The sequence below is a fragment of the Weizmannia sp. WK01 genome, from assembly GCF_025905465.1.
Lineage (GTDB): Bacteria > Bacillota > Bacilli > Bacillales > Bacillaceae_C > Weizmannia > Weizmannia faecalis.
Genome location: NZ_CP109616.1, coordinates 61,903 through 81,917 on the forward strand (window position 1 = coordinate 61,903; position 20,015 = coordinate 81,917).

The following is a 20,015-nucleotide window of genomic DNA, read 5'->3' on the forward strand; positions in this document are numbered from 1 at the left end:
TTTGGCGGATTATTTAATTAAAGCATTAGCGTATGACGGGCAGGTCCGGGCATACGCTGCGGAAACAACGGAAACCGTTGGAGAAGCGCAACGAAGGCACTACACTTGGCCGACAGCTTCCGCCGCGCTGGGCAGAACTTTGACAGCGGGGGCGATGATGGGGGCCATGCTGAAGGGGGATGAAAAAATTACGATTAAAGTGGAAGGCGGCGGCCCGATCGGTGTCATTCTGGTAGACGCGAATGCACACGGGGAAGTCCGGGGCTATGTTACCAATCCGCAAACCCATTTTGATTTAAACAAAAAAGGAAAGCTGGATGTCAGGCGTGCAGTCGGGACAGATGGGACGCTTACCGTTGTAAAAGATCTCGGGCTTCGTGAGAACTTTTCAGGCCAGGTTCCGCTTGTATCCGGCGAGCTCGGCGAAGATTTTACGTATTATTTTGCCGCTTCCGAACAAGTGCCATCTGCAGTCGGTGTCGGTGTGCTGGTTAATCCCGACAACACGATTTTGGCTTCCGGCGGGTTTATCATCCAGTTGATGCCGGGAACAGACGAGAAAGTCATCTCGGAAATTGAAAATAAAATTTCTGATACCGCCCCGATTTCCGACCTTATCCGTCAGGGGCTTTCGCCGGAAGAAATATTGGCAAACCTGCTCGGCGAAGAAAATGTGCAGATATTGGAGAAAATGGCAGTACGGTTTGAATGCACCTGCTCCAAAGAAAAATTTGCTTCTGCTATGATCGGCCTCGGCAAACAGGAGCTCCGGGACATGATCGAGGAAGACGGGCAAGCTGAAGCCGTCTGCCATTTCTGTCGCGAAAAATACCATTTCAGCCGTGAAGATCTGGAACAAATGCTGGAAGAAGCAAAGGGGTAAGGCGAAAGCCGTGAGGGCAGGATGATTTTCGGCAAAACGGCCTTCCTTTTCAGATGAATGCGGGCCCCTTGAGCGCGAATGGGCAACTTTTAACCAAGTTGTCTAATCGGGGCTGGCCTGTTTGATTGACGGAAGCTTGCCCCGTCCCGTTGCAATAGCCGTCGCTTGATCAAGAAGCCCGGCGCCAGTGGCTAAAAAAGCGATATTGCCGGCTTTGTTTCTTAGGCACTTTGTCATAGAATAGCAAGGCATTTTGGTTGACAATTGCGTAAAAAGATGTTAATTTTTAGATATTAAACCAATAAAAATACTCGGAATATGGGGTGGATGATTTTGGCAAAGTATGTGAACTCTGTTGCTGAATTGGTCGGCAACACACCGGTTGTAAAAGTAAACCGTCTGACAAATGAAAATGATGCAGAAGTGTATTTGAAGCTGGAATATTTCAACCCGGCCAGCAGTGTAAAAGACCGGATTGCTCTCGCGATGATTGAAGACGCTGAACAAAAAGGACGCTTAAAACCGGGCGACACCATTGTTGAACCGACAAGCGGCAACACGGGAATCGGGCTTGCCATGATTGCGGCTGCAAAAGGATACAAAGCTGTCATTGTCATGCCGGAAACAATGAGTATGGAACGTCGCAGCCTACTGCGTGCATACGGGGCAAAGCTTGTTTTAACCCCGGGCTCTGAAGGCATTAAAGGCGCAGTAAATAAAGCGGAACAACTCGTGAAAGAAAACGGCTATTTTATGCCACAGCAATTCAAAAACCCGGCCAACCCGGAAATCCACCGTTTGACAACCGGTAAAGAAATCATTGAACAAATGGGAGATCAGCTCGATGCTTTTGTTGCCGGCGTCGGCACCGGCGGAACGATTACAGGGGCTGGCCAGGCGCTGCGCGAAGCTTATCCAGGTATCAAAATTTATGCTGTTGAACCGGATGACTCCCCGCTGTTGTCTGAAGGCAAACCGGGCCCGCACAAAATTCAAGGTATCGGCACCAACTTTGTCCCTGAAACACTTGATAAAGAAATTTACGATGAAATTATCCGTGTCACAACGGATCAGGCTTTCAAAGCGGCAAAAGATACAGCGGCAAAAGAAGGCATTCTCGGCGGGATTTCTTCCGGTGCTGCCGTTTACGCTGCCCTTGAAGTGGCGAAAAAACTCGGCAAAGGCAAAAAAGTGCTTGCCATCATTCCGGATACCGGCGAACGCTATTTGAGCACCCCGCTTTACCAGTTTGAAGATTAAAAACGATAAAACCCGCGGAGAAACGCCCCGCGGGTTTTTCTTTTCACAGCCTATCTATGCTGGTTTGAAACGCCAGCCTCTAGTTGGCATCCGGCAGCTTTTTTAGTAGGGCGCCCGGGGTGATCCCGGATCTGCTCCAGCGACCCACATCTTTGTATTCCGTATTAATCGATGGCCGCGGATGTGATAGACTATAATTATTGAACTGAAAAAGGGGAGAACAGCAGTTGAAGTGTGGTTCGTTTACGTTCGATTTTACCCGTAAAACCTATGTAATGGGCATATTAAATGTAACGCCCGATTCTTTTTCGGACGGAGGGAATTTTTTTCAGCCTGAGAAAGCGGTGGAACATGCGTATCAGATGGTAGAGGACGGTGCCGATCTGCTCGATATTGGCGGAGAGTCGACAAGGCCGGGGCATCAGCCGGTGTCAGCAGAGGAAGAACTGGAGAGAATCTTGCCGGTCATTCACGCGGTGGCAGGAAAAATCCAGGCGCCGCTTTCTGTCGATACGTATAAAGCGAGAACTGCGGAAGAAGCAATAAAAGCAGGCGCACATATCATCAATGATGTATGGGGGGCAAAACGGGATCCGGAAATCGCCGATGTTGCCGCACAGTACAACGTTCCGATTATTTTAATGCATAACCGCGAAAAGCCGCAGTATGAACATTTTATGCGGGACTGTCTGAACGATCTGTATGAAAGCATCACGATTGCAAAAAAAGCAGGCGTCGAGGACCGGCAAATCATCCTCGATCCGGGTATCGGGTTTGCGAAAGGTTTTCAGGAAGACATGGAAATGATGCGAAACCTCGACAAACTTGTTGGACTCGGCTATCCCGTTCTGCTTGCTGCCTCAAGGAAGCGCATGATCGGAAGCGTGCTCGGGCTGCCGACGGGCGAAAGAATGGAAGGCACTGGGGCGGTATGCTGCTTTGGCATCATGAAAGGCTGCCATATGGTCCGTGTCCACGATGTAAAACCTGTAAGCAGAATGGTGAAAATGATGGACGCCCTCGTCGGAAAAGGGGAACAGGATGGACAAAATTTATATTCATGATATGGAATTTTACGGTTACCACGGCGTATTGCCCGAGGAAAATAAACTGGGCCAGCGCTTCCGTGTATCCATCGTGCTTGGTTTGGACTTAAAGCAGGCGGGCGAAACCGACCGGCTGGAAGAAACCGTCAGTTATGCGGATGTCTATGCATGCGTGAAAAAAATTGTTGAAGGGCAGCCTTTCAAGCTCCTTGAAGCTGTCGCAGAAAAACTGGCTGCTTCCATTCTCGCTTTATACGAAAAAGTTGCGGAAGTCACAGTCAAAGTAACCAAACCGGACCCGCCCATTCCCGGCCATTACAAGTCCGTTGCGGTCGAAATTACAAGGAGAAGAAAGAATGGATAATCTCGCTTATTTGGCACTCGGATCCAATATTGAACCGCGATTTGATTATCTTCAGCACGCCATCCGGTTACTTAGAAACAACCCGGACATAAAGGTTTGCAAAGTTTCATCCATTTATGAAACCAATCCTGTCGGTTACACCGAGCAGGGACAGTTTTTAAATATGGCTGTTCAAATTGAAACGCGGTTATCCCCTTTTGACCTGCTCGCTGCCTGCCTTGAGATTGAAAAAAAGTTACGGAGAAAAAGGGAAATTCATTGGGGACCGCGGACAATAGACCTTGACATTTTGTTGTATAATCAGGAAAATATGAAAACAGAGAATCTTACCATTCCGCACCCGCGCATGCATGAACGGGCATTTGTTTTGGTTCCCCTCGCGGAATTGGACCATGCACTTTGCGACCCTGTAACCAAAACCCCGTATGCGGAACTGCTGAAAAAGTGCACAGACAAAGATGGTGTCCGGCTGTGGAAACAGATCACAGGGGATACTGCTTTCTTGCCATAAAGGGTACCCCCGGGCATTTTAAACAACCCGGCGGCGGCTTTATACTGAAATACGGATTGGTGTATAACCGGTACGGAAACAACGACAGGCCATGTAACGGAGTACTGCCGGAGGAATCCCGGCAGTACTTGCTTGTATACATACAAAGAAAAAACCTGGTGAAAGGATGTCTGAACGCGAAAGATTGTGTACAATAATAGAGGTATACGTCTATAATGGCTAATGTTGGGCGGCAGAACCTTTCATACTTGAAGAGGGCGGAAAATAAGGAAAGGCGTCTTTCCTTTTCTATCATATTGGCCGGCATTTTTAACGATTGGAGGAAAAAAGATGAGTGGCGAAAATATAAATGAACAGTATCTGGTCCGGAAAGAAAAAATGGAGGCGCTCCGCGAAAAAGGGGTGGACCCGTTCGGCAAGCGTTTTGAACGGACAACCGACACGGAAGAATTAAAACAAAAATACGGCGAATGCACGGAAGAACAACTGGAAGAAAAAGAGATTCCAGTTGCCATTGCCGGGCGGATCATGACAAAACGGCGGAAAGGAAGGGCCGGGTTTGCCCATATCCAGGACTTGAAAGGGCAAATCCAGTTTTATATTCGCCAGGACGCAGTCGGCGAAGAACAGTACGAGTTATTCAAAAGCACGGACCTTGGCGACATTGTCGGGCTTAAAGGCACGGTTTTCCGGACAAAAGTGGGCGAATTGTCCGTCAAAGTCAAAGAATTTATTCTGTTAACAAAAGCGCTGCGCCCGTTGCCGGATAAATTCCACGGCCTGCGGGACATCGAGCAGCGGTACCGTCAGCGTTATCTCGACCTGATTATGAGTGAAGAAAGTAAAAACACGTTCATTACAAGAAGCCGCATTATCCAGTCCATCCGCAATTATTTGGACAAGAACGGCTATTTGGAAGTCGAAACGCCGATGATGCATGCCATTGCAGGTGGGGCGGCTGCACGGCCGTTTATCACCCATCACAATGCGCTCGATATCGACCTTTATATGCGGATTGCGATTGAACTTCATCTGAAACGGCTGATTGTCGGCGGGTTGGAAAAAGTCTATGAAATCGGCCGCGTCTTCCGCAATGAAGGAATCGATACCCGCCATAACCCGGAATTCACGATGCTTGAGCTGTACGAAGCATATGCGGATTTTAACGATATTATGCAGCTGACTGAAAACATGATTGTCCACACAGCAAAAGAAGTACTTGGCACAACCACCATCCGGTACGGCGAACACGAAGTAAATCTTGAACCGGAGTGGCGCCGCCTGCATATGGTCGATGCGATTAAAGAATATACGGGCGTCGACTTCTGGAATGTGACAAGCACGGAAGAAGCAAGGGCACTTGCAAAAGAACACCATATTGAAATCACGGAACATATGGAATACGGGCATATCGTCAATGAATTTTTCGAGCAAAGGGTAGAAGAAAAACTGATCCAGCCGACTTTCGTTTACGGGCACCCGGTCGAAATCTCGCCGCTTGCTAGAAAAAATGAAAAAGACCCGCGGTTTACAGACCGGTTCGAACTGTTCATTGTCGGCCGTGAACATGCCAATGCCTTCACCGAACTGAATGACCCGATCGACCAGCGCGAACGTTTCGTGAACCAGCTGAAAGAGCGCGAGCAGGGGAATGACGAAGCGCACCAAATGGATGAAGACTTTATTGAAGCATTGGAATACGGCATGCCGCCAACAGGAGGACTCGGCATCGGCGTTGACCGGCTTGTCATGTTGCTGACCAATGCCCCGTCTATCCGGGACGTGCTGCTCTTCCCATTAATGAAAAGCAGGGATTAAGCAAAGCAAAACTTACAAAAAGCAGCGGGGCAGGAACCGCTGCTTTTTGAAAACATTATTTTAATATAATATTAACGTTCAAGTGGCCAGTTTCTTGGGAATGGATGTTTGTTATGGCCAACCGTAAGCTTTTTTCCTGCTTTGGTGAAAGGAAGCAGGCTTCAGCTTGTTTGAAAAATAAATGGCGAAAAACTATTGCATTCGTGCCAAATGCATGGTATAGTAATATTCGTTGGCTAATTAAATGCCTACTGAAATACAGATTTGAAAAAGTTGTTGACAATAGTATTCGTTTGTAGTAGAATATTAAAGTCGCTTAGAAAGCAACACAGATTGTTCCTTGAAAACTGGACAAAACGAAACGTCAAATTCTTTTTGAGCTTTTATCAAACATCTTTACTGAGAGTTTGATCCTGGCTCAGGACGAACGCTGGCGGCGTGCCTAATACATGCAAGTCGTGCGGACCTTTTAAAAGCTTGCTTTTAAAAGGTTAGCGGCGGACGGGTGAGTAACACGTGGGCAACCTGCCTGTAAGATCGGGATAACGCCGGGAAACCGGGGCTAATACCGGATAGTTTTTTCCTCCGCATGGAGGAAAAAGGAAAGACGGCTTCGGCTGTCACTTACAGATGGGCCCGCGGCGCATTAGCTTGTTGGTGGGGTAACGGCTCACCAAGGCAACGATGCGTAGCCGACCTGAGAGGGTGATCGGCCACATTGGGACTGAGACACGGCCCAAACTCCTACGGGAGGCAGCAGTAGGGAATCTTCCGCAATGGACGAAAGTCTGACGGAGCAACGCCGCGTGAGTGAAGAAGGCCTTCGGGTCGTAAAACTCTGTTGCCGGGGAAGAACAAGTGCCGTTCGAACAGGGCGGCGCCTTGACGGTACCCGGCCAGAAAGCCACGGCTAACTACGTGCCAGCAGCCGCGGTAATACGTAGGTGGCAAGCGTTGTCCGGAATTATTGGGCGTAAAGCGCGCGCAGGCGGCTTCTTAAGTCTGATGTGAAATCTTGCGGCTCAACCGCAAGCGGTCATTGGAAACTGGGAGGCTTGAGTGCAGAAGAGGAGAGTGGAATTCCACGTGTAGCGGTGAAATGCGTAGAGATGTGGAGGAACACCAGTGGCGAAGGCGGCTCTCTGGTCTGTAACTGACGCTGAGGCGCGAAAGCGTGGGGAGCAAACAGGATTAGATACCCTGGTAGTCCACGCCGTAAACGATGAGTGCTAAGTGTTAGAGGGTTTCCGCCCTTTAGTGCTGCAGCTAACGCATTAAGCACTCCGCCTGGGGAGTACGGCCGCAAGGCTGAAACTCAAAGGAATTGACGGGGGCCCGCACAAGCGGTGGAGCATGTGGTTTAATTCGAAGCAACGCGAAGAACCTTACCAGGTCTTGACATCCTCTGACCTCCCTGGAGACAGGGCCTTCCCCTTCGGGGGACAGAGTGACAGGTGGTGCATGGTTGTCGTCAGCTCGTGTCGTGAGATGTTGGGTTAAGTCCCGCAACGAGCGCAACCCTTGACCTTAGTTGCCAGCATTCAGTTGGGCACTCTAAGGTGACTGCCGGTGACAAACCGGAGGAAGGTGGGGATGACGTCAAATCATCATGCCCCTTATGACCTGGGCTACACACGTGCTACAATGGATGGTACAAAGGGCTGCGAGACCGCGAGGTTAAGCCAATCCCAGAAAACCATTCCCAGTTCGGATTGCAGGCTGCAACCCGCCTGCATGAAGCCGGAATCGCTAGTAATCGCGGATCAGCATGCCGCGGTGAATACGTTCCCGGGCCTTGTACACACCGCCCGTCACACCACGAGAGTTTGTAACACCCGAAGTCGGTGAGGTAACCTTTACGGAGCCAGCCGCCGAAGGTGGGACAGATGATTGGGGTGAAGTCGTAACAAGGTAGCCGTATCGGAAGGTGCGGCTGGATCACCTCCTTTCTAAGGGGAAAAGCGTAGGGCGCTCGTTCATCGGCGTACGGATTTCGTAGTCTTCGACTGAGATAAAGGAAACACGATGAGCCTTAAAGGCGAATCGATGTTGACTTATCGTAGGGAGAAGACGTAGAAATACGCTAGCCGATAGCGCCCGGAGCTAGACAGAAAAGGAAAACTTCGTTTTCCAAAATCAAGTTTGACGTTTCCGTTTTGTTCAGTTTTGAAGGTTCAATCCTTCAACATGTGTTCTTTGAAAACCGGATAGGAGAAACAAACCAAGTAAACCGAGAATCGCTTATTTTTGGATTTAAACCTTTTTATGGTTAAGTTAGAAAGGGCGCACGGCGGATGCCTTGGCACTAGGAGCCGATGAAGGACGGTACAAACACCGATATGCTCCGGGGAGCTGTACGTAAGCTTTGATCCGGAGATTTCCGAATGGGGAAACCCCCTGTCTTTAATCGGACAGGATTCCTGCCTGAATCCATAGGGCAGGAAGGGCACACCCGGGGAACTGAAACATCTCAGTACCCGGAGGAAGAGAAAGCAATTGCGATTTCCCAAGTAGCGGCGAGCGAACAGGAAACAGCCCAAACCGGAAGGCTTGCCTTCCGGGGTTGTAGGACACTCATATGGGAGTTACAAAAGAACGGGGTAAGTGAAGCGGCCTGGAAAGGCCTGCCGGAGAAGGTAAAAGCCCTGTAACTGAAACTTCGTTCTCTCCCGAGTGGATCCTGAGTACGGCGGGACACGAGGAATCCCGCCGGAATCCGGGAGGACCATCTCCCAAGGCTAAATACTCCCTAGTGACCGATAGTGAACCAGTACCGTGAGGGAAAGGTGAAAAGCACCCCGGGAGGGGAGTGAAAGAGATCCTGAAACCGTGTGCCTACAAGTAGTCAGAGCCCGTTAACGGGTGATGGCGTGCCTTTTGTAGAATGAACCGGCGAGTTACGGTCTCATGCAAGGTTAAGCTGAAGAAGCGGAGCCGCAGCGAAAGCGAGTCTGAACAGGGCGAAAGAGTATGAGGCCGCAGACCCGAAACCAGGTGATCTACCCATGTCCAGGGTGAAGGCAAGGTAACACTTGCTGGAGGCCCGAACCCACGCACGTTGAAAAGTGCGGGGATGAGGTGTGGGTAGCGGAGAAATTCCAATCGAACTTGGAGATAGCTGGTTCTCTCCGAAATAGCTTTAGGGCTAGCCTCAAGCGAAGAGTTTTGGAGGTAGAGCACTGTTTGGACGAGGGGCCCTCATCGGGTTACCGAATTCAGACAAACTCCGAATGCCAAAAACTTATGCTTGGGAGTCAGACTGTGAGTGATAAGATCCATGGTCGAAAGGGAAACAGCCCAGACCGCCAGCTAAGGTCCCAAAGTATACGTTAAGTGGAAAAGGATGTGGCGTTGCTTAGACAACCAGGATGTTGGCTTAGAAGCAGCCATCATTCAAAGAGTGCGTAATAGCTCACTGGTCGAGTGACGCTGCGCCGAAAATGTACCGGGGCTAAACGTATCACCGAAGCTGCGGATGGACACCGTATGGTGTCCGTGGTAGGAGAGCGTTCTAAGGGCGTTGAAGCCGGACCGGAAGGACCGGTGGAGCGCTTAGAAGTGAGAATGCCGGTATGAGTAGCGAAAGAAGGGTGAGAATCCCTTCCACCGAATGCCTAAGGTTTCCTGAGGAAGGCTCGTCCGCTCAGGGTTAGTCGGGGCCTAAGCCGAGGCCGAAAGGCGTAGGCGATGGACAACAGGTTGATATTCCTGTACCGCCTCTTCACCGTTTGAACGATGGGGGGACGCAGGAGGATAGGGCGAGCGCGACACTGGTTGATCGCGTCCAAGCAGTTAGGCCGGTGCGGAGGCAAATCCTTCGCGCCAAGGCGGAGCTGTGATGGCGAGGGAAATTTGAGTACCGAAGTTCCTGATTCCACACTGCCAAGAAAAGCCTCTAGTGAGGTGAAAGGCGCCCGTACCGCAAACCGACACAGGTAGGCGAGGAGAGAATCCTAAGGTGAGCGAGAGAACTCTCGTTAAGGAACTCGGCAAAATGACCCCGTAACTTCGGGAGAAGGGGTGCTTTTTGGGGTGTATGCCCCGGGAAGCCGCAGTGAATAGGCCCAGGCGACTGTTTAGCAAAAACACAGGTCTCTGCGAAGCCGCAAGGCGAAGTATAGGGGCTGACACCTGCCCGGTGCTGGAAGGTTAAGGAGAGGGGTTAGCCGTAAGGCGAAGCTCTGAACTGAAGCCCCAGTAAACGGCGGCCGTAACTATAACGGTCCTAAGGTAGCGAAATTCCTTGTCAGGTAAGTTCTGACCCGCACGAAAGGTGTAACGATCTGGGCACTGTCTCAACGAGAGACTCGGTGAAATTATAGTACCTGTGAAGATGCAGGTTACCCGCGACAGGACGGAAAGACCCCATGGAGCTTTACTGCAGCCTGATATTGAATTTTGGTACAGCTTGTACAGGATAGGTAGGAGCCTTGGAAACCGGAGCGCCAGCTTCGGCGGAGGCATCGGTGGGATACTACCCTGGCTGTATTGAAATTCTAACCCGCACCCCTTACCGGGGTGGGAGACAGTGTCAGGCAGGCAGTTTGACTGGGGCGGTCGCCTCCTAAAAGGTAACGGAGGCGCCCAAAGGTTCCCTCAGAATGGTTGGAAATCATTCGCAGAGTGTAAAGGCATAAGGGAGCTTGACTGCGAGACTTACAAGTCGGGCAGGGACGAAAGTCGGGCTTAGTGATCCGGTGGTTCCGCATGGAAGGGCCATCGCTCAACGGATAAAAGCTACCCTGGGGATAACAGGCTGATCTCCCCCAAGAGTCCACATCGACGGGGAGGTTTGGCACCTCGATGTCGGCTCATCGCATCCTGGGGCTGTAGTCGGTCCCAAGGGTTGGGCTGTTCGCCCATTAAAGCGGTACGCGAGCTGGGTTCAGAACGTCGTGAGACAGTTCGGTCCCTATCCGTCGCGGGCGCAGGAAATTTGAGAGGAGCTGTCCTTAGTACGAGAGGACCGGGATGGACGCACCGCTGGTGTACCAGTTGTCTTGCCAAAGGCATCGCTGGGTAGCTATGTGCGGAAGGGATAAGTGCTGAAAGCATCTAAGCATGAAGCCCCCCTCAAGATGAGATTTCCCACAGTTTATACTGGTAAGATCCCTGAAAGATGATCAGGTTGATAGGTCCGGGGTGGAAGCGCGGCGACGCGTGGAGCTGACGGATACTAATCGATCGAGGACTTAACCACGAAAAGCGGAAGCGCCTTGGTCATCGGCGTACGGATTTCGGAGCTTTCGACTGAGATAAAGGAAACACGGCGAGGTATCGAGCCGATGTTGACTTATCGTAGGGAGAAAGCGTAGAAATACGCTAGCCGATAGGCGCTGGAGCTGGACAACAGAAAAGCGGAGGTGCCTTGTTTAGCCCCGACAAGCGAATGTTCTGACCGGCATGGAGCCGTCTTTTGGCTCCGTGACGGGCAGGTTATTCGACCTCGAGGGGCTAGGCACCGGAGCTGGACAATAGAAAAGCGGAGGTGCCTTGCCAAAGGCGCTGGAGCTAGACAATTCTCAAAGTTAGAAACCAAAGCTATTCTCCGTTTACAGTTTTTTCTCCCATTCGGTTTTCAGGGAACACATCCCAAAAATTATACAGGTCCGGTGATGATGGCGGAAAGGTCACACCCGTTCCCATCCCGAACACGGAAGTTAAGCTTTCCAGCGCCGATGGTAGTTGGGGGTTTCCCCCTGCGAGAGTAGGACGTTGCCGGGCCAAATCAAAACCGCAGACGATTTGTCTGCGGTTTTTGCGTGTTAATGTACTCGGCTCATTGCTTTTTTTCGGAATGCAGGGCCGTTTTGCTTAAAGTTATTATATGAAGCGACAGAAAGGGATTTTTTAACTTTCGTGGTCTTCTTGATGACAGAAATCAGCCGAAAAGCACAGATAGCCGGTGAATCGTTCCATTTTGCTCTTGTCCATAAGCATCGGTTTCACCCTGACATTTGCATAGCTTGTTTTACTGCCTGCCGTTAAGAAACTGTAGGCAGAGGAACGGGCCTTTTTCGATTGCTGTCTGGAGAAAAAGGCGGATGGCCGGAAAGTCAATTGTTTCCCGGTTTTTAAGCAGCTCTGCCCACCATTCTGTTTCGTAGCGGGAAATCATGCTCAAATTATACAAAAGCAGGTAATGGACCAATATATCGGGAAGGTCGTTTTCCGGTTGTAATTTATACGGAAAGTAAATTTGATTTGTAAAGAAATGATAACGGAATGGCGGAGGGAGACAGCCGCGGGCGGAAAACGAGAAGGCGTCTTCTTCCGCTTCCATTTCCAAAAGTCTGTCCTGAAGTTTTTCGGACAAATATTGTGAAAACCTGCCCGCTGTCATATGATAGCCATCAAGGACCGCAAAAGGAAGCCGGTACTTCCCGTTCTTTTCTTCTACCGGCAAAAAATATTTCCGGCGGGGGAAGGCCGTTTCAAGTTCTGGGATTTGCCGAAGCAGGCTCTGCATGGTGTATTTATTGCCTTCGAGCGGGCCGAGTCCGAACATTTTATGGGCGAAATGGCCGCATAAACCGGTTTTTTGAATTTTAACCTCGTCTTCGCCAAACCGGTAGTTTTGTTTTTTCTTTTTTCGCGATGTCACCCCATGGGCAAGGACGGAAGTGGTTTCAGGATATAGCGGGTCGCATGACAGCAGGCAGGCTTTTAATAAATGAATGAAGCCGTAAAAAATCAAAACAGGCTGAATCGAAACGGGCGCCTGCACAGCCTGGCGGTAATAAGCTTCACCGTGTTCGAGATAATACATAAAAGCATAACAGTTCTCATAGCTTTTGGCGGCGCTTTGGCTAAAATCCGAAGCCTCATAGCGGGCTTTCAAATAGCGCTGCGTATATTCTGCGGATTGAAATAAAATCAAGTGATCCCATTGGTCCATAAAAGACAATATTTCGCCCTCCGAATTAACTGAATAGTATTATATGTTTTGGAGACCTTGACAGTATTATGTCCAATTGATAACCTACAAATAATATTTTTATCAATCCAGGAGGGGTTTGCATGTGGGAAACGAAGTTCGTAAAAGAAGGTCTTACGTTTGATGATGTATTACTGATTCCGGCAGAGTCGGAAGTGCTGCCGAAAGATGTCGATACAAGTGTCGCCCTAACGGAAACCTTGAAGTTGAACATTCCGATCATCAGCGCCGGCATGGATACGGTAACCGAAGCGGAAATGGCGATCGCCATGGCAAGGCAGGGCGGCCTCGGGATTATCCACAAAAACATGAGCATTGAACAACAGGCGGAGCAGGTGGATCGTGTCAAACGGTCGGAAAACGGCGTTATCACCAATCCGTTTTTCTTAACACCTGATGAGCAGGTGTTTGCAGCGGAACATTTAATGGGCAAATACCGGATTTCCGGCGTGCCGATCGTGAATAACCGTGACGAGCAGAAACTGGTCGGGATTTTGACCAACCGCGACATGCGTTTTATTGAAGATTACTCCACCCGGATTTCAGATGTGATGACGAAAGAGAATCTTGTGACGGCGCCTGTCGGTACGACGTTGAAAGAGGCGGAACAGCTTTTGCACCGGCATAAAATTGAAAAGCTGCCGCTTGTCGATGAGAACGGCGTATTAAAAGGGCTTATTACGATTAAAGATATCGAAAAGGTTATTGAGTTCCCAAATGCAGCCAAAGATGACCAGGGCCGCCTTCTTGTTGGTGCGGCAGTCGGCGTGACAAGCGACGTAATGAAACGGGTGGAATTGCTCGTTGAAGCGGGAGTGGATGCGGTTGTTATCGATACGGCGCACGGCCACTCAAAAGGGGTGCTGGAAACCGTCGCAAACATCCGCAAATCTTACCCTTCCTTAAATATTATCGCCGGAAATGTTGCGACGGCAGAAGGTACGAAAGCGCTGATAGACGCGGGCGCGGATATTGTAAAAGTCGGTATCGGGCCGGGCTCCATCTGTACGACAAGAGTGGTTGCCGGGGTTGGTGTACCGCAAATTACAGCGGTTTATGATTGTGCGACAGAAGCAAGGAAGTACGGAAAAGCGATTATTGCAGACGGTGGCATTAAATTCTCAGGCGATATTGTAAAGGCGCTGGCTGCCGGTGGACATGCTGTAATGCTCGGCAGCCTGCTTGCAGGGACCTCGGAAAGCCCAGGCGAAATGGAAATCTATCAAGGGCGGCAATATAAAGTTTACCGCGGCATGGGGTCCATCAGCGCAATGGAAAGCGGATCGAGGGATCGTTACTTCCAGGAAGGCGCGAAAAAACTGGTGCCAGAAGGAATCGAAGGACGCGTGCCGTTTAAAGGGAGCCTTCAGGATGTCATCTACCAATTAATCGGCGGGCTCCGGTCCGGCATGGGTTATTGCGGCGCGAAAGATATGATTTCATTGCGTGAAGAAGCGCAGTTTATCCGCATGACAGGGGCAGGCCTGCGGGAGAGCCATCCGCATGATATCCAGATTACAAAAGAAGCTCCGAATTATTCTTTGTCTTAACATCGATTTTGAATGGGAAAAAATGGCAGGCATAGGTTTCCTGCCATTTTTTTCTGCCATTTAATAGATTTGCAACTCTATATCTGGCTTGTCGGACTCGGAAAAATCGCCGCCATTCAGTACCCCCGGCTGCCCTGCATTTTCGGAAAAAGTTGACAAATGCGGCAAACACTATGCATCTACTTTTTCAACCGGAACTATGTTAAAATAGGCAAAGTGTATACATATCTTGATGGAGGGTTGAAAGTGAAAAAAAGCTTGCAAAAAATGGCGTTTGCGTTTCTGGCGCTGCTGCTAACGGCAGGGGTTGTGCAGCAGGTGCCGAAAACAGTCCATGCGCAGGATCAGTTGGATATTCATGCAAAAGCAGCCATCATTGTCGATGCGGATAACGGACAGATTTTGTATGAAAAAAATGCCAATCAGGCACTGGGCATTGCTTCCATGAGCAAAATGATGACGGAGTACTTGTTGCTTAAAGCCATTCATGAGAAAAAGGTTTCGTGGAACCAGAAAGTGACAATCAGCGATTATGCGTATCGCATTTCCCAAAACAGGGCACTTTCAAACGTGCCGTTAAGAAAAGGCGAAAAGTACACGGTTAAAGAGCTCTTCCAAGCGATGGCGATCTATTCGGCAAATGGCGCAACGATTGCGATTGCAGAAACGCTCGGCGGAACGGAAAAAAACTATCTGAACATGATGAACAAACAGGCGAAAGCATTCGGCCTCACCGATTATAAATTTGTGAACGCAACCGGGCTGAACAATGAGGATTTGCAAGGCATGCAGCCGGAAGGAACAGGCAGGACGGAAGAAAACCTTGTCTCAGCAAAATCCGTTGCAAAAATCGCCTACCATTTGATCCACGACTATCCGGAGATTTTACAAACAACAAGCACGGCCAAAATGAAATTCCGGGCCGGGACAGATGATGAAATTGCGATGCAGAACTGGAACTGGATGCTTCCGTCCCTTGTTTACGGGCGGCAGGGCGTTGACGGCTTGAAAACCGGGAACACCGACAATGCGGGATACTGCTTTACAGGCACGGCCAAGCAAAACGGCATGCGCATCATTACCGTTGTTCTTCATGCAGAGGATGCGAACGGGAACAGCACCATCAAGTCCCGGTTTGATGTCACAAACAAATTAATGGACTATGCTTTTAGTAATTTCACGGAAAAAACCCTTTACCCGAAAGGCTATCAGGTGAAAAAGACGGTAACGGTGAAGTCCGGCAAAGAAAAACAGGCTTCCGTTGTCACGAAGGCGCCGCTTAAAGTGGCTGTGAAAAACGGTGAAGGCAAAATGTATACCCCTGTTGTGAAATTTGATTCGAAGCAAATCAAGGCTCCGGTGAAAAAAGGGACAAAGGTTGGCACATTGTATGCCCGGCATAAAGACGGGCAGGAACTTGGCTATTTGTACGGCCCGAATACAGCGCATACCGCCTTGGTCACCAAAACTGATATTGAAAAAGCCAACTGGTTTGTGCGCATGATGCGCGGAATTGGCGGATTTTTCGGGGGCATTTGGGATCATACAGTCGGCAAATTATTTTAAGTAAAACAGGACAAGGGCGCTTGTCCTGTTTTTCACTTTAACGTGGAAAAATTAGTGTCTTGACAAGCATTCGTTTTTGGTGTTAATTTAAATTATTATACATATAATAAGAATTTTTAATTTTATAAAGGGGCGTACAAAAAATGAAAACAGGAACAGATCTAGTGAAACGCGGGATGGCGGAAATGCAAAAGGGCGGCGTCATCATGGACGTGGTCAATGCCGAGCAGGCAAAACTCGCTGAAGAAGCAGGCGCTGTTGCCGTCATGGCATTGGAACGTGTTCCGTCTGATATCCGGAAAGCCGGAGGGGTTGCCCGTATGGCGGATCCTTCCATTGTGGAAGAAGTTATGAACGCCGTCAGCATTCCGGTAATGGCAAAAGCAAGGATCGGCCATATTGTTGAAGCGCGGGTGCTCGAAGCGATGGGCGTCGATTATATTGACGAAAGCGAAGTTTTAACGCCGGCCGACGATGAGTTCCATATCAATAAAAAAGAATTCACAGTGCCGTTTGTGTGCGGCTGCCGTGATTTGGGGGAAGCGGCTCGAAGAATCGGGGAAGGCGCCTCGATGCTCAGGACAAAAGGCGAGCCGGGAACCGGGAATATCGTTGAAGCGGTAAGGCATATGCGGAAAGTGAATGCGCAGGTCCGCAAAGTGGTCAACATGAACGAAGATGAACTGATGACGGAAGCTAAACAGCTCGGTGCCCCGTATGAAGTGCTGTTGCAAATTAAAAAAGAAGGCCGGCTGCCGGTTGTGAACTTTGCTGCAGGCGGTGTTGCAACGCCGGCGGATGCGGCGTTGATGATGCAGCTCGGTGCGGACGGCGTTTTTGTCGGATCGGGGATTTTCAAATCAGAAAACCCGGCGAAATTTGCGAAAGCGATTGTTGAAGCAACGACCCATTACCAAGATTACAAACTGATTGCCGAATTGTCGAAAGACCTTGGGACAGCAATGAAAGGCTTGGAAATTTCAACATTGCCGGCTGAAGCAAGAATGCAGGAGCGCGGCTGGTAAGGAGAATCAGCATGAAAAAAATTGGCGTACTTGGCCTCCAGGGGGCTGTGGAGGAACATATCCGCGCAGTGGAAGCCTGCGGGGCGGAAGGTGTTGTCATTAAGAAAAAAGAGCAGTTGGACGAAATCGGCGGGCTCATCCTGCCGGGCGGAGAAAGCACGGCAATGCGGCGGCTCATTGACCGCTACGGTTTTATGGCGGAACTGAGACAGTTTGCCGAAAGCAAGCCAGTCTTTGGCACATGCGCAGGACTGATCCTGCTTGCAAAGCATATTGAAGGCCAGGAAGATGCGCATATCGGCGCAATGGATATTACGGTGGCGCGCAATTCTTTCGGCCGCCAGCGGGAAAGTTTTGAAGAAACCATCCGTGTGAACGGCATCGCGGAAGATTTTCCAGCTGTTTTTATTCGCGCGCCCCATATCGTTTCCGTTTCAGATCATGTTGAAGTGCTGGCCGAGTGCCGCGGACGGATTGTTGCGGTTCGCCAAGGAAATTTGCTCGGTTGCTCCTTCCATCCGGAGTTAACGGATGACCTGCGTATGACCGAATATTTTTTAAGTATGGCACGGATTCCGGTATAGTCTGTTGCAAAACGGATAAAATTGTAGTACATTAAGGTGTACGTGAAGACTGAAAAAGCAATGACAGGAACCAGTAGCAGAACGCTTTTCCTAAAGAGAGCCGGTGGGTGGTGGAAACCGGCGGAAAGCTTCTGTGAATCCATCCTTGAGCGGGTTGCTGAAAGCCGGGCGAGTAGGCATCCACGGGATAAAAACCCGTTATCCTTACAAAGCGGAAAACTCTTGTTTTCAATTTGGGTGGCAACGCGGGTTCACTCTCGTCCCTGTTTTCGGGGCGGGAGTTTTTTATTTGAATTTCGATAAAAGGAGAAGGATAGCATGTTGGACATCAAATTTTTGCGTGCGCATTTTGATGAAGTCAAAGAACGAATGCAGCACCGCGGAGAAGATTTGACCGATTTTGAGAAGTTCAGCGGGCTGGACCAAAGACGGCGCGAACTGATCATGGAAAGCGAAGCGTTGAAAAACAGACGGAATGAAGTCACGCAGCAAGTTGCGGCACTGAAACGCGAAAAGAAAGATGCAACAAAGCTGATCGAGGAAATGCGCGGCGTCGGTGAAAAAATTAAAGCACTGGATGCCGAGTTGAAACAAGTCGAATCAGAACTTGAAATGCTGATGCTTTCTATCCCGAACATTCCGCATGAAAGTGTGCCGGTGGGAGATAGCGAAGAGGACAATGTCGAAATCCGGAAATGGGGTGAAGTGCCGGCATTTGGATTTGAACCGAAACCGCATTGGGATATTGCCACTGACCTCGGCATCCTTGATTTTGAAAGGGCAGCCAAAGTGACCGGCAGCCGGTTCGTCTTTTACAAAGGGCTCGGCGCCCGCCTTGAACGTGCGCTTTATAATTTTATGCTTGATCTGCACGTCGAAGAACACGGCTATGAAGAGGTATTGCCGCCGTATATGGTGAACCGCGCCAGCATGACAGGAACGGGGCAGCTGCCGAAATTTGAAGAAGACGCTTTTCTTGTCAATGAAAAAGACTATTTTCTGATTCCGACTGCCGAAGTGCCGGTGACAAATTATCACCGTGATGAAATTTTAAACGGTGACGACCTGCCGATCAATTATGTGGCGTTCAGTGCCTGTTTTCGTTCGGAAGCGGGTTCTGCCGGGCGTGATACACGCGGGCTGATCCGCCAGCACCAGTTTAACAAAGTGGAACTTGTGAAATTTGTCAAACCGGAAGATTCCTATAATGAACTCGAAAAACTGACCGGCCATGCGGAAAAAGTGCTGCAGCTTCTGGGCCTGCCTTATCATGTGATGAGCATGTGCACGGCGGACCTCGGGTTTACGGCAGCGAAAAAATATGATATTGAAGTATGGATGCCAAGCCAGCACGTATACCGCGAGATTTCTTCGTGCAGCAACTTCGAAGCCTTCCAGGCAAGGCGTGCGAACATCCGCTTCCGCAGGGAACCCAATGCGAAACCGGAACATGTCCATACACTGAACGGGTCCGGACTTGCCATCGGGCGTACCGTCGCAGCCATCCTCGAAAATTACCAGCAGGCTGACGGCAGTGTGGTGGTGCCTGAAGTGCTCCGCCCGTACATGCGTACTGATATCATCAAACCGTAAAAAAATCCCCGGCTTTTTACATGAAAAGCCGGGGATTTTTTGAAACATGTTTCCCGGAAGCTTCCGCATTTTTTAGGTGCGCAGGATTTCACTCGAAAACACGGCTATATCTAGAGGTTGCTAAATCGGTAAAAATTCTAGATTTGGCAAGCTGCTGACAGCTTTGACAACCATTAAAATGCAAGGATTTTACAACAGATCCAGGGAGATGCTTGCACTCGAAACTCGATTCAACGTATGGAGAAGATAAAATCTTCCATTTCCGCAAAAGGATCTTCTATATTTTGAGACAGAACTTGCAGACAAACTCAGAATCGGATTCGTTCAGCAAATCCTATCTAGCTGAATAAGCGAGATTCTCAGAATTGGCATGGATTCTAAAGAATTTGCCGATCTTTGCGCTCGAAAGCCGTTTCAACGGTGAGAAGAGGACAAAATCACCCCCTTTTTGCAGGTGGTGGCAACCATTAAAGCCGGGCTTGCTGGGAGAATCGGATAAATTGCCAAAATCCGATTTGTTCAGCTTCAGCTAGACCTATCTAAATATGCGCTTAGGCCTTCCCCCTGGCTAAAGTTCAGATGCTTTTCTGCAGTAGAACCTTGGTGTGCTTGACTTGTTTCAATCATGTGGGTTATAATCTTTTTTGTCAAAATGGAGGAATACCCAAGTCTGGCTGAAGGGATCGGTCTTGAAAACCGACAGGCGGGTTACACCGCGCGGGGGTTCGAATCCCTCTTCCTCCGCTTGAAAAATGAAAGCCCGCGGGCCCCTGAGGCGTAAGCTGCGGGCTTTTTTCGTAGAGTAAAAAAGATACAATACTTTTGCATACCCGTGATCTCTCCGTAAATCATGAAAAAGCCCGTTACGCGATTGTAAC

Annotated in this window: 12 protein-coding genes, 1 tRNA gene, 3 rRNA genes and 1 other annotated feature; of the genes, 15 read left to right on the forward strand and 1 reads right to left on the reverse strand. The window is 49.6% G+C overall.

Annotated elements, in window-relative coordinates; translation table 11 throughout:
* The first annotated feature begins 1 nt into the window (after position 1).
* From hslO to rrf, 9 genes are all read left to right on the forward strand, one after another.
* Positions 2-883: an Hsp33 family molecular chaperone HslO gene (gene hslO, locus OF158_RS00310; protein ID WP_017550859.1), complete on the forward strand. Its 882-nt coding sequence runs from the start codon at positions 2-4 to the stop codon at positions 881-883.
* A gap of 333 nt (positions 884-1,216) precedes the next feature.
* Complete coding sequence (gene cysK, locus OF158_RS00315) at positions 1,217-2,143, forward strand: cysteine synthase A (protein WP_014096549.1); 927 nt, start codon at positions 1,217-1,219, stop codon at positions 2,141-2,143.
* A gap of 227 nt (positions 2,144-2,370) precedes the next feature.
* Positions 2,371-3,207 (forward strand): dihydropteroate synthase, encoded by an 837-nt coding sequence (folP, locus tag OF158_RS00320; RefSeq protein WP_014096548.1) that lies wholly within the window; start codon positions 2,371-2,373, stop codon positions 3,205-3,207.
* Positions 3,185-3,553 (forward strand): dihydroneopterin aldolase, encoded by a 369-nt coding sequence (gene folB, locus OF158_RS00325; RefSeq protein WP_014096547.1) that lies wholly within the window; start codon positions 3,185-3,187, stop codon positions 3,551-3,553. The genes folP and folB overlap by 23 nt, the downstream gene beginning before the upstream one ends.
* Positions 3,546-4,064 (forward strand): 2-amino-4-hydroxy-6-hydroxymethyldihydropteridine diphosphokinase, encoded by a 519-nt coding sequence (folK, locus tag OF158_RS00330; protein WP_017550858.1) that lies wholly within the window; start codon positions 3,546-3,548, stop codon positions 4,062-4,064. Before folB ends, folK begins: the two co-directional genes overlap by 8 nt.
* A gap of 330 nt (positions 4,065-4,394) precedes the next feature.
* On the forward strand, positions 4,395-5,882 hold the full coding sequence (gene lysS, locus OF158_RS00335; protein ID WP_014096545.1) for a lysine--tRNA ligase: 1,488 nt from the start codon (positions 4,395-4,397) through the stop codon (positions 5,880-5,882).
* A 395-nt stretch (positions 5,883-6,277) separates the two neighbouring features.
* Positions 6,278-7,831 (forward strand): 16S ribosomal RNA (locus tag OF158_RS00340).
* 318 nt (positions 7,832-8,149) lie between these two features.
* Positions 8,150-11,082 (forward strand): 23S ribosomal RNA (locus OF158_RS00345).
* Between the two features lie 408 nt (positions 11,083-11,490).
* A 5S ribosomal RNA gene (gene rrf, locus OF158_RS00350) occupies positions 11,491-11,606 on the forward strand.
* Together the 16S, 23S and 5S rRNA genes form the textbook arrangement of a ribosomal RNA operon.
* 247 nt (positions 11,607-11,853) lie before the next feature.
* Here rrf and OF158_RS00355 read toward each other — a convergent pair.
* Positions 11,854-12,780 (reverse strand): YaaC family protein, encoded by a 927-nt coding sequence (locus tag OF158_RS00355; RefSeq protein WP_035183007.1) that lies wholly within the window; start codon positions 12,778-12,780, stop codon positions 11,854-11,856.
* Between the two features lie 122 nt (positions 12,781-12,902).
* Between OF158_RS00355 and guaB the strand changes: the two genes are divergently transcribed.
* From guaB to OF158_RS00385, 6 genes are all read left to right on the forward strand, one after another.
* On the forward strand, positions 12,903-14,369 hold the full coding sequence (gene guaB / locus OF158_RS00360) for an IMP dehydrogenase (RefSeq protein WP_013858032.1): 1,467 nt from the start codon (positions 12,903-12,905) through the stop codon (positions 14,367-14,369).
* A 246-nt stretch (positions 14,370-14,615) separates the two neighbouring features.
* Positions 14,616-15,935, forward strand: coding sequence for a serine hydrolase (locus OF158_RS00365; RefSeq protein WP_014096543.1), 1,320 nt, complete (start codon positions 14,616-14,618; stop codon positions 15,933-15,935).
* 143 nt (positions 15,936-16,078) lie between these two features.
* Positions 16,079-16,960 carry a pyridoxal 5'-phosphate synthase lyase subunit PdxS gene (gene pdxS, locus OF158_RS00370; protein WP_013858035.1) on the forward strand — a complete coding sequence of 294 codons (882 nt, stop codon included), beginning with the start codon at positions 16,079-16,081 and terminating at the stop codon, positions 16,958-16,960.
* A gap of 11 nt (positions 16,961-16,971) precedes the next feature.
* Entirely contained in the window at positions 16,972-17,544 is a 573-nt protein-coding gene (gene pdxT / locus OF158_RS00375) for a pyridoxal 5'-phosphate synthase glutaminase subunit PdxT (RefSeq protein WP_014096542.1), read from the forward strand.
* 51 nt (positions 17,545-17,595) lie between these two features.
* Positions 17,596-17,812: a binding site (T-box leader), on the forward strand.
* A 50-nt stretch (positions 17,813-17,862) separates the two neighbouring features.
* Entirely contained in the window at positions 17,863-19,137 is a 1,275-nt protein-coding gene (serS, locus tag OF158_RS00380) for a serine--tRNA ligase (protein ID WP_035183004.1), read from the forward strand.
* Positions 19,138-19,791: 654 nt separating this feature from the next.
* Positions 19,792-19,881 (forward strand) — tRNA-Ser (locus tag OF158_RS00385).
* Positions 19,882-20,015: the final 134 nt, after the last annotated feature.